Origin of the sequence: Pseudozobellia sp. WGM2, assembly GCF_017810075.1 — a bacterium.
Classification (GTDB): Bacteria; Bacteroidota; Bacteroidia; order Flavobacteriales; family Flavobacteriaceae; genus JADNYK01.
Genome location: NZ_JADNYK010000002.1, coordinates 272,483 through 286,343, shown reverse-complemented (window position 1 = coordinate 286,343; position 13,861 = coordinate 272,483). Strand labels below are relative to the sequence as shown.

The window sequence follows — 13,861 nt, the reverse complement described above, 5'->3', positions numbered from 1 at the left end:
GTTTTGGGTTTACTACACGTTCGAGGCTAGATTTGGGGTTCAGCAACTAACGATAAACAAATATGCTACTTTAGATACGCGTAAGGAATTTTATGTTGTATCGGACGGTAAATGTGTTGTGAAAAGCCACAATTTGATAGGAAAGAATTTTCATTCGACGGCTATTAATGCATTTTAACTACCTTTGTGCCTTTAAAAAAACATCTATGGGCGAGGCGTCAGAATCCCTGAATTTTATTGAACACATTGTTGAAGAAGACCTTAAAAATGGCTTTTCTAAAGATGATTTGCGTTTTCGTTTTCCACCGGAACCTAACGGCTATTTGCATATTGGGCATGCGAGTTCAATATGTCTAAATTTTGGACTTGGATTGAGGTACCAAGCACCGGTTAATTTGAGGTTTGATGATACTAACCCGGCAAAAGAGGAGCAGGAGTACGTAGACGCTATAAAAAGAGACGTAGAATGGTTAGGTTTTAAATGGGATACCGAAAGGTATGCTTCCGACTATTTTCAACAGTTATATGATTGGGCGCTTCTCTTAATTGAGCAAGGTAAGGCGTATGTTGATAGTCAATCTTCTGAGGATATGGCCAATCAAAAAGGAACACCTACACAAGCCGGAATCGACAGTCCATTCAGAAATCGTTCTATTGAAGAGAATCTTGCTATTTTCAAGGAAATGAAAGAGGGTAAACATGATTCGGGCACTCATGTATTAAGGGCAAAAATAGATATGTCTTCTTCCAATATGTTGATGCGAGATCCCATAATGTACCGAGTGTTACATAAAGCGCATCACCGCACAAATACCGAATGGTGTATTTATCCGATGTATGATTGGACCCATGGTGAAAGCGACTATATAGAGCAAGTTTCCCATTCTCTGTGCACACTTGAATTTGCTATGCATAGGGAGCTTTATGATTGGTTTTTAGACCAGGTTATTGACGAGCAAAAGGTGCGTCCGAAACAGCGTGAATTTGCCCGAAGAAATTTGAGCCATACCGTTGTAAGTAAAAGAAAATTGTTACAATTGGTCGAGAATAATGTCGTTGACGGATGGGATGACCCCAGAATGCCTACCATTTCTGGCCTGAGAAGAAGAGGGTACACTCCTAATGCTGTTCGAAACTTTGCCGATACAATAGGGATAGCGAAAAGGGAAAATTTAATTGACGTGTCTCTTCTAGAATTTTGTGCTAGGGAAGATTTGAATAAAACAGCGCCAAGGGTAATGGGTGTTCTAGACCCATTGAAAGTCGTAATAACAAACTTTCCTGAAGGTGAAGAAGAGTGGCTAGAGATTGAAAATAATCCTGAAGATGAAAATGCGGGCACTCGTCAAATTCCTCTTTCCAGAGAAATTTTTATTGAAAAGGCCGATTTTAGAGAAGAAGCTAATCGCAAGTTTTTTCGATTAAAATTGGGTGGGGAAGTCCGATTGAAGGCCGGTTATATTATAAAGGCAGAAAGTTGCACTAAAGATAGTGAGGGTAATGTAGTTGAGGTACAATGTACCTATGACCCTAAGAGCAAGAGTGGTAGCGGTACAGAAGAGAGTCTTCGTAAGGTAAAAGGCACATTACATTGGGTTTCCTGCAAACACGCCAGAAGTGCTGAGGTAAGGCTTTATGATAGATTGTTTACACATGAGAGTCCAGATACCCAAAAGGACAAAGATTTTATGGAGTTCGTCAATCCGAATTCTTTAGAAGTAATCACTGCCTATGTAGAACCTAGTCTTGAAGACGCTAAAGTTGGGGATAGGTTTCAGTTTCAGAGGATGGGGTATTTTTGTGTTGACCCCGATTCAAACGATGATAAATTAGTATTTAACAAAACCGTTGGACTCAGAGATACTTGGGCAAAACTCCAATCGAAATAATTTTGAGTAGTTTCTACTTTTCATTGGATTTTAGGAAACACACTCCCATAAGAAATAATTATTAATCTTTCTTTTTACATCATTTTTTTTGATTAAAAACGAATGATTTTCTTGCTGTATATGGCCATTTCAAATTAGGGCAGGGTCAATCTATTCCGTTTAGATAAATATGCCATTACATCGGCTTAAACGGTTAAATCTGTCTTAAATTCGTAGGAAAGTCAATTTTTACTTGGATTGGGGCAACTACTCGGTAAGCGTGAGCATAATTTTGTATTTGTAGAGGAGATAAAACCATCTTCTGAAATTAGTTATTAATTAAAACAACAATTATGTCAAACGATAATAGTGGAAATATTCTAATCGCCATTTTAACAGGGGCGATTATCGGAGCAGGAGCAGGAATTCTTTATGCACCAGAGAAAGGTATTAAAACCAGAAAAAAAATCAAGAAGGGCGCATTAAAGACCAAAGAAGATATTACCCATAGAATTAGTCAAGCGGCTGATGAGCTTACTAAAACCGCCGAAGAGAAAAAAGTTGATTTTGAGCAGAAGTTAGAAGATACAATTTCTAATATGAGCTATAAAGCCGATGATATTATCTTGACCTTAGAAAAGAAACTTGAGGATTTGCGACAAAAGAATGCTCAATTACAAAAGTAATCTATGGCTTTTGAAGAAATAAAAGAGAATTTCTCTGAGGCAGAGGCAAGTGCCAAATCTTATGTAGACAGTAGTGCTCAGTTTTATAAGCTAAAAGGGTTTAAAGTGATGATGAAGGCCATCGTCATTTTTGCCAAAATAGCTTTGGTCTCTGTTATGCTGTTACTTGCTTTGTTATTTTTATCTGCCAGTACTGCCTTTTGGGTCGGCGAAGCCTTAGATAGTAATGCACTCGGGTTTTTAGTTGTAGGTGGGTTTTATATACTGGTAGGTCTAATTTTGTTTTTACTCAGACAACGACTGAACAAACCTCTTTTAAAGAAATTTTCTGAATTTTATTTTGATGAAATATGATTCCCAAACAATATACATCTTTTGAACAAATTGACCAGGATCTTAAGATTCTAAAACTACAACAAGATATAGATCGAGAGAATCTCAAGTTGAAATTCAATGAGACAAAGACCAGTTTATATCCCACCAATTTGCTGGGAGGAGTAGGTGGGGTAATTCAAAAACTAGTTATATCACTCATTGCTAGTAAGTTTATGAAGAAATTCCATTAATAAAAATGCCCGCATCGATGCGGGCATTTTTATTTTAAAATCTAAGCTACATAAGCTACGTCTTATCTTTATCTTTTTTGTTGCTGGCTTCCTTCATCTTTTCACCGATCATGTTACTCGCGGTAAAAGAGGCGACCATGTTGTTAAGCATATCACTACCGGCCTGAGGTGAGTTAGGTAACAGAATCAGGTTGGTGTTGGTTTCTTCACCAATCGATTGTAGGGTATCATAGTGTTGTGTTACTACTATTAGCGCAGATGCCTCTTGAGAGTTGATACCTACTTTATTCAAAACTTCTACGGATTCCTCTAGGCCACGGGCAATTTCCCTTCTTTGGTCGGCAATACCTTGACCTTGTAGACGTTTGCTTTCTGCTTCCGCCTTGGCTTTTTCAACTATTAGTATCCTCGCGGCATCACCTTCGAACTGAGCTGCTATTTTCTCTCTTTCAGAGGCGTTGATACGGTTCATGGCATTCTTTACTTGGGCATCGGGATCAATATCTGTCACCAGGGTTTTAATGATATCAAATCCGTAATCGAACATAGCTTCTTGCAGTTCGGTCTTTACGGCTATAGCGATATCATCTTTCTTCACGAAAACATCGTCTAGCTTCATTTTAGGAACCTCTGCACGCACTACATCGAATACGTAGGAGGTAATCTGCTCGTGAGGGTATTCTAGCTTGTAGAAGGCTTCGTAGACCTTATCCTTTAAGACCACATATTGAACCGATATTTTAAGCTTTACAAATACGTCGTCTAAGGTTTTGGTTTCAACAATCACATCTAACTGCTGAATTTTGAGGCTTAAACGACCGGCGATACGGTCAACAATCGGAATTTTCATTTGCAAGCCTGAACTGCGTATGCTCTGAAATTTACCGAATCGCTCTATGGCAACGGCTGTTTGCTGCTTAACGATAAAGAAGGAAGAGAAAAGAATAACGAGTCCGAAGAAAATAATCGGTATCAATAGAAATTGTCCCATATGATTTAGTTTTAAGTTGCACGGCTGAATATACTCAGACTTTGGTATATCTGTAGCTATTTACTTATAATTGTTACAGAATCGTGTATAAAAGTACACTTTGAGCATCTGCACGTGACTACAATGGGTTATCCGACATCTTAATCTAAGGCTTGAATGGCTTTCTCTATTCTCTTAATACTTTCTTCTTTACCGATCATGCTCATAATATCAAAAAGATGTGGCCCTTTCATATCGCCTACGATAACTAGTCGAAGAGGGGGCATTACCTTGCCAAATGAAAGTTCTTTCTCGCCGATCCAACTTTTAATTTGGGTTTCTACGTGTTCTGAAGAGAAATCGTCGAATTGTTTTAATAATGATACCACTTGGTTCAAAATATCTGACGTGCCTTCTTTCCATTGCTTTTTCACCGCTTTTTCACCGTAAGATTCCGGTGCTTTGAAAAAGTAGTCAGAAAGTTCCCAAAAGTCTGAAACAAAGGTTGCACGCTCTTTAATGAGCGCCACTACTTGTTGAATATAATCTAAAGTGGAGTTAACGCCTTTATTCTTTAGCTTTTCAGCGAATAGTGTGGCTAAAAATATATTATCGGCCTCTTGAAGATAATGTTGATTATACCATTTGGTTTTGTCTGGGTCAAATCGGGCGCCCGATTTGTTTACACGTTCCAATGAAAAGTTTTCGATTAGCTCTGGTAGACTAAACAATTCTTGTTCCGTTCCCGGATTCCAACCCAATAGGGCAAGAAAGTTAACTACCGCCTCTGGAAAGTAGCCCGCTTCTTTATAGCCTTCAGATTCTTTCCATGACAATGGAAATACGGGGAAACCCATTTTTTCACCGTCACGTTTGCTAAGTTTGCCTTTGCCGACCGGCTTCATGATTAAGGGCAGGTGGGCAAATTTTGGGGCATTCCATCCAAAGGCATCATATAACTGTTGGTGCAGAGCCAAAGAGGGCAACCATTCTTCACCGCGAATTACGTGTGAAATTTCCATAAGATGGTCATCTACTATATTGGCCAAGTGATAAGTGGGCATACCATCACTTTTGAACAAGACCTTATCATCTAGGGTATTGGTGTCTATTTCGATGTGGCCCCTTACAATATCTTTCAGTTGCAATTTTTCATCTGGCGGGGTTAAAAAGCGAATAACATAATCTTCTCCGGCATCGATTCTCTTTTGTACTTCTTCCGGCATCAAGGAAAGCGAATTGTCTAATTTTAGACGGTTATGCCAATTATAGATAAACGTTTTGCCCTTTGCCTCATGATCTTTACGATGAAAATCTAATTTTTCCGAAGTGTCGAAAGCATAATACGCTTTGCCATTCGCGATAAGTTCAAGTGCATACTCTTTGTACAGGCTTTTACGCTCACTTTGTCTATAGGGCCCATATTTGCCCTCTTTTCCTGGCCCTTCATCGAAGGGAATATTACACCAATTTAACGATTTAACGATATAGTCTTCCGCACCTTCAACATAACGATTCTGGTCGGTATCTTCAATACGTAAGATAAAGTCGCCACCTTGGGCTTTAGCAAATAGATAGTTGAACAATGCGGTGCGAACACCCCCTATATGCAAGGGCCCTGTAGGGCTAGGAGCAAAACGAACACGAGTTTTAGTGGCCATAGCAGTAATTTTTCTGGGCCAAAGATACACATATGTTGATTTAAATGTCATGACTATTGCCACCTACATTTTTATGGAATTACATATTGTTCACTTCAACCGTCACTGTTCTAGTTAAAACATTGATGGTCTAGTTTTTGACTATCTTTGTTAGTGCATGAATAGCTATCAAAACATACTGGCCAAGCTCAAAGCTTTTACAACGAAATACTACACCAAGATGCTGATTAAAGGCACTTTGCTGTTTATTGCTTTAGCTACGCTATTCGTTTTGACGGTTTTAGCGATAGAGTATTTCTTTTGGCTAAGCTCTACTTGGAGGCTAATGCTTTTGATACTGTTTACTGTGGTATCGGGCTTGTTGGCTTTTGTGTATATTCTAACTCCCATTTTTTACTTGATTAAGTTAAAACAAGGGATTAGCGAACGTGACGCCTCAAAATTGATTGGAAAACACTTTCCGGAAGTAGGGGATAAGCTATATAATTTATTGGAATTGGCTGATAACGAGAAGCGCTCAGATCTTGTTTTGGCGAGCATAGAACAACGTTCCGCAAGGTTAGGCCCTGTGCCGTTCAGTCGCGCTATTGATTACCGCGACAATTTAAAATATACCAAGTACCTCTTTTTTCCTATTGTTATTTTACTCTTGATTTGGCTGAGCGGCAATCTTTCTCCATTTTTTGGTTCGGCGGATCGGGTTGTCAACTACAAACTGGCTTATGAGCCCCCGGCACCATTTAGGTTTCAATTGGTTTCTGATAATTTGGAAGTTTTAGATAACCAAGCTTTAACGGTAGCGGTGACAACAATAGGAGATGTTAAACCTAATGAGGTTTTTATTGCGGTGGAAGGGAAGAACTACATTTTACAAAAGATTAACGGAAGGTATGAACATACCTTTTCTAGTCCATTTGATGGTCAAGAGTTTTACTTTAACGCTAACAATGTTCGATCTCGCACCTATTCCCTGGATGTTAAGAAGACTCCGGTTATTGAAGATTTTAAACTTCATTTAACTTACCCTAATTATTTAAATAAAAGTCCTGAAACCGTAGATGGTACGGGTAATGCGACGTTCCCGGAAGGCACTCGGGTTTCGTTGCAAATTGAGGGTTTAAATACAAGCGCGGTTAGCTTTATTACTAAAGATACCATAAGGTCTTTTGAGAAGAAAGAAGACAGTTTCAATTTTGTTAAACGTATTTATTACAGTTTAGATTACGAGATAGCTACATCAAACAAAAATGTTGATAATTTTGAGAGATTGGCTTATCGGTTTGAAATTATTAAGGACCAGTACCCGACAATTAAGGTAGAGCAGCTGAAAGATACGCTTAACCCCAATATTTCTTATTATACCGGCCAAGCTACTGATGATTATAAACTGAATAGTATAAAACTGGTTTGTTATGAAGAGGGCACTCCAATGAACAAACAGGTGATTGATATAGCGCAACCCGCTTCTAACTTTAATCAGTTCTATTATACATTTCCATCAGGGTTAGATTTAAAAGAGAATGGCATGTATAGTTTCTACTTTACGGCGACCGATAATGATGGTAACCATGGAGGAAAACAGGTCAAAAGTCAAATATTTTCAATGTCTGTGCTTAACGAGAGCCAATTGCGAAATGAAGACTTGAAGTCTCAACAATCATTGATTCTCAATCTTGACCGCTCTTTAGAAACTTTCAAAGAGCAGAAGAATTCACTTAATGAAATCAACCAAAATCAAAAGGAGAAGGGGGAGCTTAATTTTAACGATCAAAGTGAGGTAAATGATTTTCTTCAACGTCAACAGCAACAAGAGCAGCAGATGGAAAAGTTTAGCAAGCAACTAAGCGAAAACCTGAATAAGGGAGATAAGAACGACCCCTTGAACAAAATGTTGCAAGAGCGCCTAGAGCGACAAGAGATTGAGGCCAAGAAGAATCAGAAGCTATTGGAAGAGCTCGATAAAATAGCAAAGAAGATTGATAAGAACGAGTTAGCGCAGCGTTTGGAAGAGTTAGGTAAAAAACAACAGAACAGCGAGCGTAATTTAGAACAGCTACTTGAACTCACTAAGCGCTATTATGTTCAGGAAAAGGTGGAACAATTGGCGAACGACCTCGATTCTGAAAGTAAAAGACAAGAAGTGTTGTCAAAATTGAAATTGGGTGAAGAGTTCTCTACTGAAGAACAAAAGAAGCTGAACGAAGCGTTCGATAAGATTGCGAATGAACTCGACGAACTAAAAAAGGACAACTTAGCCCTTAAGAAGCCTCTTAAGCTTGATTTTTCTAAAGAAGATGCTGACGCTATAAAGAATGACCAAAAAGACGCCTTAGAGGAGATAAATAAGCATCAGGGTGAGGATCAGTCCTCCGATAGCCAAAACAGAGAGAAAATAGCTCAAAATGCATCTAAGAAGCAAAAATCTGCAGCTCAGAAAATGCAAGAGATGAGTAAAAGCCTTTCACAGTCTGCCTCCTCTGCCAGTACCGGGTCAAGCGATACTGAAGATGCCGAGATGTTACGACAGGTGCTAGATAACTTGATTACGTTTTCTTTTAAGCAAGAAGCGCTCTACGATAAGCTAGAGGGTTCAGATAAGGACAATGCACAATTTTCGAGCACCATTCGTGAGCAACAAAATTTGCGTGATTTATTTGAGCATGTTGACGACAGTATTTTTGCCTTGTCTTTGCGCAGGGCCGAACTGTCAGAATTCGTTAATGAACAAATCACAGAAGTTTATTATAATATCGATAAATCTTTGGAGAGCATAGCGGAAAACCAAGTATATCAAGGCGCGTCTTATCAGAAATATGTGCTGACCGCTTCGAATAGTTTAGCAGATTTTCTGGCTCGAATTTTAGATAATATGCAACAGAGCATGATGCCCGGCCAAGGACAAGGACAGGGGGAAGGTTTCCAATTACCGGATATCATCAAGGGCCAAGGTGAATTAAAAGATAAGATGGAGGGTATGGGCCAATCAGGAAAAGGTAAATCTGAAGAGGGCCAGGGTGAAGGTGAAAGTGGTAAAGGGGAAGAAAAAGGAAAAGGGGAGTTTGGCTCGGAAGAAGGAAATCGAGGTTCTAGTAGTAAGGGAGAAGGCCAACAAGGCAATAAAAGCGGAAAAGGCAATAACGGAAAGGGTGGAGAAAATGGTCAGCAAGGTGGTCAGGGCCAACCAAGTGAAAGCGAACTCAGAGAGATTTATGAAATCTATAAAGAGCAGCAGATGCTCCGTCAAAAATTGGAAGCCCAACTAAATGATTTGATAAATTCCAATGACAGAAAATTGGGCGAGAAATTGGCAAAGCAGATGGAGGATTTTGAGAATGATCTTCTGGAAAATGGGATTACAAAAAGGGCTCTCGATAAAATCAATCGAATTCAGCACGAGTTGATGAAACTTGAAAATGCTTCTTTAAAGCAGGGAGAGCAATCAAAACGTGAAAGTAACACAAACAAAGCCTCGTTTGTAAACCCAATTACTACTAAACCTTCAGTATTAGACAATTATCGTAATGAGGTTGAGATTTTAAATAGACAAGCCTTACCTTTGCGCCAAAATTACCAAAACAAGGTGAAAGAGTATTTTAAAGGCGATGATTGAATTACACTATGAGACCGATTTTAAGGTAGATGATGAAACCAAGTTTTCCGATTGGATAAGTAGGATAATAGACTCCGAAGATAAGTTGACGGGAGATATCAATTATATTTTTTGTACCGATAGTTACCTTTTAAATCTGAATCAAAAATATTTATCCCACGACACCCTGACCGATATTATAACCTTCGATTATTCAGAGGGAAATATTCTTTCTGGGGATATTTATATTTCGATTGAACGCGTGAAAGATAATAGTAATCTATTCAATGTCGATTTTTTTGAGGAGGTGTTAAGGGTTACAGCACATGGTGTTTTGCATTTGGCGGGGTATAAAGATAAATCGGATGCTGAAGCTTCGGAAATGCGTAACAAGGAAGATGATAAAATTGAAATGTTCCACGTGGAACATTAAATGCTAAGAAGAGAAATATATGTTTCAAGAGAAGTATGATGTTATAGTTGTCGGAGGTGGTCACGCAGGCGCAGAGGCCGCTGCCGCTGCCGCGAATATGGGTTCGAAAACATTATTGATTACAATGAATCTTCAAACGATCGGACAAATGTCTTGTAACCCTGCCATGGGTGGTATAGCTAAGGGTCAAATAGTTCGCGAGATTGATGCACTTGGTGGTTATAGCGGTATTGTTTCCGACAAGTCAGCTATTCAGTTCAAGATGTTGAATAAGTCAAAAGGCCCTGCGATGTGGAGTCCGCGTGCGCAGAATGACCGTATGCGATTTGCTGAGGAATGGAGGTTGGCTTTAGAGAATATTCCTAACCTTGATTTTTATCAAGAGATGGTGGGCGGACTACTGATTGAAAATAATACTATTGTTGGTGTTAAAACCTCTTTGGGTATTGAGGTAAAGGCTCGGGCTGTCGTGCTGACCAATGGAACCTTTTTAAATGGATTAATTCATATTGGAGAAAAACAATTCGGTGGTGGCAGGGCAGGAGAAAGGGCTGCTACCGGCATTACCGAAGAATTAACTTCATTGGGCTTTGAATCAGGCCGAATGAAGACGGGTACACCCCCGAGAGTAGATGGGCGTTCTTTAGATTATACGGTTATGATTCCGCAACCCGGTGATGAAAACCCTGAAAAATTTTCTTATTTAAACACGCCAAAGCTAACTACCCAGCGTGATTGCTTTATGACCCATACTAGCGCAGAAGTACATGATTTACTGCGCGAGGGTTTTGACCGTTCGCCAATGTTCAATGGCAGAATTAAAAGCATTGGCCCCAGATATTGTCCTTCTATAGAAGATAAAATAAATAGGTTCGCCGATAAAGATAGCCATCAGATTTTTGTTGAGCCTGAAGGGTGGGATACCGTAGAAATTTATGTAAACGGGTTTTCTACCTCCCTTCCAGAAGATGTTCAGTTTAAGGCCTTGCGCTCCGTCAAGGGTTTTGAAAAGGTTAAATTTTTTAGACCGGGCTATGCAATTGAATATGATTATTTTCCGCCTACCCAGCTCAAACATACGCTTGAAACCAAGTTGGTTGAAAATTTATACTTTGCGGGTCAAATTAATGGTACCACGGGTTATGAAGAGGCTGCTTCACAAGGCTTGATGGCAGGAATAAACGCGCATTTAAAACTGCAGGAAAAAGATGCTTTTATTCTCAAACGTGACGAAGCTTATATTGGAGTTTTAATCGATGACTTGATTACAAAGGGGACCGAAGAGCCCTATAGAATGTTTACTTCTAGGGCCGAATATAGAACTTTGTTAAGGCAAGATAACGCTGATTTAAGACTGACGCCTATGAGTTTTGAGCTTGGGTTGGCTGGTGAAGAACGAATGAAAAGAATGGAAGAAAAGAACGGTAAATCCCAGTCTTTTTTACAATTTTTTAAAGAAACCAGTTTTCAGCCTAAGGAAATTAATCCCATTCTTGAAGAGATTAATTCCTCATTGGTAAAGCAACCGGATAAGATGTTTAAAGTGTTGTCAAGGCCCCAAGTTACCATGGACCATATGATGCAATTAGACACCGTTTCAAGTTTTGTTGATGATAATAATCTGGATAGGGAAGTGTTAGAACAAACCGAAATTCAGGTAAAATATTCAGGATATATAGAGAAAGAGAAAGTAAATGCTGATAAGATGCACCGTCTTGAGAATGTTCGTATTCCTGATAACTTTGACTACTCCAAATTGAAGTCACTTTCATACGAGGCAAGAGAAAAACTTAAGGCTATACAACCCGTGACGATTGCTCAAGCTGCTAGGGTTAGCGGAGTGAATCCTTCAGATATCAGTGTTCTTTTGGTTTATTTGGGCAGGTAATGAACAGTGTTTCTTTTACTCAGAAAAAACCAATTGTGGCAAATATCCTCGGCGCGTTTCTTCTTATATTATTCATTCATAATACTTGGAGAGGTTTAGGTGGACTAAATCAAACGATTGGTTTAGTCGCATTCTCCGCTTTATTATTAAGCTATTCTATAGTTTATGAGGTCGACTCCCAAGGTCATTTTTATACGCTCTATTGTTTTTTGAAAGTGCCAGTCTACCGGAAAAAGTTAAATATTTTCTATCCTGAATACGTATCTGTATTCCCGATGCGTTCCGGAAAAAATTCTGATTGGGGCCCGGTTTCGGCAATGGGAAAAAGGAGTAATAATGATGAATTTTGTGTTCGAATTTTTGATGACAAAGAGAAGTTTACCCTAATAAGAACTTCAAATTCTAAGCTTGCCCTGCATAAAGCCAAGGCGCTTTCAGTCCTTTTGAAAATAGAACTCATCAATAAAATTTAGATGGTGTTCCACGTGGAACACCATCTAGGTAATAGCCGTGCAAAGTTGGCATTTTGCTTAAGGCCCTAATTTAATAGAGTTCATCTACGAGTATAATGTTACCGAATTGGCGTAATTTTTGATACATAATTTTTTGTTGAATCTCAAGATTATGCGGGCTGTTTTTCTTTCTATCTTTTTATTGTTGTGTTGCATTTCATGCATTCCGATTAGGGTGGCGCCAAATATCGAGAACTATAAAATCTCAAAGGGCAAAAAGTTCAAGCGTGAACTTTCAAAAAGGAAGTTTTTCATCTTTGAAGACCCAAAAGAAGCTCAACATTTTTACAATTTTGTAAATACAAAATTTCAGTTGAATCACTCGAATGTATATGATGATGTTCCTTTTCAAATAGATGGCCATCATTTCTTTTTTGTTTTTTATGAGATATCCATTCCAGACAAAACACTGAATTTTTTACCTGCTATTTTGAATGCTTCGATGAACCGCGTTTTAAAAAGTGAAGATGAGGAGTATATTGATGGTTCAGATATATTAAGAAAAGATAATTGGTATGTGGCAATCGAAGTTTATAGCGATATAGAAAAAGATTGTTTAGACCAAAATTCACTTTCTAGAGATGCAGTTTTAATGTACCTTCGAAATCTCAAGAAGGAATACCTGACCACTCACAATTACAATGAAACTGTTTTTAGAAACTAAAGATTTTTCTGTTAGCGGAGAAGATTTTAAATTACTTCACGACCCGGAAATGGATATGTTGGTTACAGATCCACAACCAAAAAATTTATCTCCCTATTATCAGAGCAGTTCTTATATTTCGCACACCGATTCAAATAAATCTTTGACCGATAAATTATATCAAGGGGTAAAGCGCTTCAGTCTTCTTTCTAAAACTATGTTGATTAATAAATATGTGAATGGTAATAAGACGCTTCTTGATGTTGGTGCCGGTACGGGAGATTTTTTATTGACGGCAAGAAACAACGGATTTCAAGTGATGGGTGTAGAACCTAATTTGGATGCAAGACTTCGTTCTAGAGAAAAGAAAATGGAATTGCTGTCAAACTTAGATGATTTGCCAAAGTCTAAGTACAAGGTTATTACCATGTGGCATGTACTTGAGCATCTTCCCGATTTAGATGATCAGATCAAAAAGCTCAAATCATTTTTAGAGGAAGACGGGGCCCTGGTGGTTGCAGTTCCTAATTTTAAATCTTTCGATGCAGAGCATTATAAAGAGTTTTGGGCCGCTTATGATGTGCCGCGCCATTTATGGCATTTTTCTGCAAAGGCTATTGAAAGCATTTTTGCCAAGCACGATATGCAATTAGTAAAGAAGAAACCAATGTGGTTCGATTCGTTTTATGTTTCGTTGTTGTCAGAGAAATATAAGACAGGTCAGCAAAATTTTCTTAAGGCCTTTTATATTGGTTTACGATCTAACCTTATGGGGCTGCTTACTCGTGAGTTCTCATCTTGCATTTATGTGCTTAAAAGAAATAACTAGCGTATTTTGCCTCTAAACGATTTTAAAAGGCTTTAAGCAACTTAAAGCCAGATAAAGACTTTTGGTTCGCTTTTGTAAAAGTAATTCGTCAGAACTCGTCTGTGAGCTTTGTTGTTGATAAACTTTGTTGATTCATAAAGAGCTTCTTAATAAAGAACATCTATAATCTGTTTTTAACAATATTTACGGTTGATGCACAATTCGAAATTTAAATAT

General features: G+C 38.5%; 12 protein-coding genes. 10 read left to right on the top strand and 2 right to left on the bottom strand.

The annotated features are described in order from the left end of the window. Positions 1-206 precede the first annotated feature (206 nt). The 4 genes from IV512_RS04890 (at position 207) to IV512_RS19855 (ending at position 3,120) form a co-directional block, all read left to right on the top strand. Positions 207-1,889 carry a glutamine--tRNA ligase/YqeY domain fusion protein gene (locus tag IV512_RS04890; protein ID WP_209401225.1) on the top strand — a complete coding sequence of 561 codons (1,683 nt, stop codon included), beginning with the start codon at positions 207-209 and terminating at the stop codon, positions 1,887-1,889. 332 nt (positions 1,890-2,221) lie between these two features. Further along, on the top strand, positions 2,222-2,554 hold the full coding sequence (locus IV512_RS04885; RefSeq protein WP_209401224.1) for a YtxH domain-containing protein: 333 nt from the start codon (positions 2,222-2,224) through the stop codon (positions 2,552-2,554). Positions 2,555-2,557: 3 nt separating this feature from the next. Then, a complete protein-coding gene (locus IV512_RS04880) occupies positions 2,558-2,908 on the top strand; it encodes a phage holin family protein (RefSeq protein ID WP_209401223.1) in 351 nt (116 codons plus the stop codon). Then, positions 2,905-3,120 carry a DUF6327 family protein gene (locus IV512_RS19855; protein ID WP_245224677.1) on the top strand — a complete coding sequence of 72 codons (216 nt, stop codon included), beginning with the start codon at positions 2,905-2,907 and terminating at the stop codon, positions 3,118-3,120. Before IV512_RS04880 ends, IV512_RS19855 begins: the two co-directional genes overlap by 4 nt. A 55-nt stretch (positions 3,121-3,175) precedes the next feature. Here the strand turns inward: IV512_RS19855 and IV512_RS04875 are convergent, their stop codons facing one another. After that, positions 3,176-4,111, bottom strand: coding sequence for an SPFH domain-containing protein (locus IV512_RS04875; protein ID WP_209401222.1), 936 nt, complete (start codon positions 4,109-4,111; stop codon positions 3,176-3,178). Positions 4,112-4,251: 140 nt separating this feature from the next. Further along, positions 4,252-5,751: a glutamate--tRNA ligase gene (gene gltX / locus IV512_RS04870; RefSeq protein WP_209401220.1), complete on the bottom strand. Its 1,500-nt coding sequence runs from the start codon at positions 5,749-5,751 to the stop codon at positions 4,252-4,254. 157 nt (positions 5,752-5,908) lie between these two features. On the opposite strand from gltX, the gene IV512_RS04865 reads away from it, so the two are divergent. The 6 genes from IV512_RS04865 to IV512_RS04840 all read left to right on the top strand — a co-directional run bounded on the left by IV512_RS04865 (position 5,909) and on the right by IV512_RS04840 (position 13,645). Then, positions 5,909-9,361, top strand: a complete 3,453-nt coding sequence (locus IV512_RS04865) for a hypothetical protein (protein ID WP_209401218.1) — start codon at positions 5,909-5,911, stop codon at positions 9,359-9,361. Continuing rightward, on the top strand, positions 9,354-9,773 hold the full coding sequence (ybeY, locus tag IV512_RS04860; protein WP_209401216.1) for an rRNA maturation RNase YbeY: 420 nt from the start codon (positions 9,354-9,356) through the stop codon (positions 9,771-9,773). Before IV512_RS04865 ends, ybeY begins: the two co-directional genes overlap by 8 nt. Before the next feature lie 19 nt (positions 9,774-9,792). Beyond that, entirely contained in the window at positions 9,793-11,661 is a 1,869-nt protein-coding gene (mnmG, locus tag IV512_RS04855; RefSeq protein WP_209401214.1) for a tRNA uridine-5-carboxymethylaminomethyl(34) synthesis enzyme MnmG, read from the top strand. Between the two features lie 35 nt (positions 11,662-11,696). Continuing rightward, on the top strand, positions 11,697-12,134 hold the full coding sequence (locus IV512_RS04850) for a hypothetical protein (RefSeq protein ID WP_209401212.1): 438 nt from the start codon (positions 11,697-11,699) through the stop codon (positions 12,132-12,134). A 214-nt stretch (positions 12,135-12,348) separates the two neighbouring features. Further along, positions 12,349-12,837, top strand: a complete 489-nt coding sequence (locus IV512_RS04845; protein WP_209401210.1) for a hypothetical protein — start codon at positions 12,349-12,351, stop codon at positions 12,835-12,837. Then, positions 12,815-13,645 carry a class I SAM-dependent methyltransferase gene (locus IV512_RS04840; protein WP_209401208.1) on the top strand — a complete coding sequence of 277 codons (831 nt, stop codon included), beginning with the start codon at positions 12,815-12,817 and terminating at the stop codon, positions 13,643-13,645. Before IV512_RS04845 ends, IV512_RS04840 begins: the two co-directional genes overlap by 23 nt. Positions 13,646-13,861 lie beyond the last annotated feature (216 nt).

Excerpts from the sequence above, each read along its gene's own strand:
- IV512_RS04890 (WP_209401225.1), top strand. The coding sequence starts at position 207 with ATGGGCGAGGCGTCAGAATCCCTGAATTTTATTGAACACATTGTTGAA.
- IV512_RS04885 (WP_209401224.1), top strand. The coding sequence starts at position 2,222 with ATGTCAAACGATAATAGTGGAAATATTCTAATCGCCATTTTAACAGGG.
- IV512_RS04880 (WP_209401223.1), top strand. The coding sequence starts at position 2,558 with ATGGCTTTTGAAGAAATAAAAGAGAATTTCTCTGAGGCAGAGGCAAGT.
- IV512_RS19855 (WP_245224677.1), top strand. The coding sequence starts at position 2,905 with ATGATTCCCAAACAATATACATCTTTTGAACAAATTGACCAGGATCTT.
- IV512_RS04875 (WP_209401222.1), bottom strand. The coding sequence starts at position 4,111 with ATGGGACAATTTCTATTGATACCGATTATTTTCTTCGGACTCGTTATT.
- gltX (WP_209401220.1), bottom strand. The coding sequence starts at position 5,751 with ATGGCCACTAAAACTCGTGTTCGTTTTGCTCCTAGCCCTACAGGGCCC.
- IV512_RS04865 (WP_209401218.1), top strand. The coding sequence starts at position 5,909 with ATGAATAGCTATCAAAACATACTGGCCAAGCTCAAAGCTTTTACAACG.
- ybeY (WP_209401216.1), top strand. The coding sequence starts at position 9,354 with ATGATTGAATTACACTATGAGACCGATTTTAAGGTAGATGATGAAACC.
- mnmG (WP_209401214.1), top strand. The coding sequence starts at position 9,793 with ATGTTTCAAGAGAAGTATGATGTTATAGTTGTCGGAGGTGGTCACGCA.
- IV512_RS04840 (WP_209401208.1), top strand. The coding sequence starts at position 12,815 with ATGAAACTGTTTTTAGAAACTAAAGATTTTTCTGTTAGCGGAGAAGAT.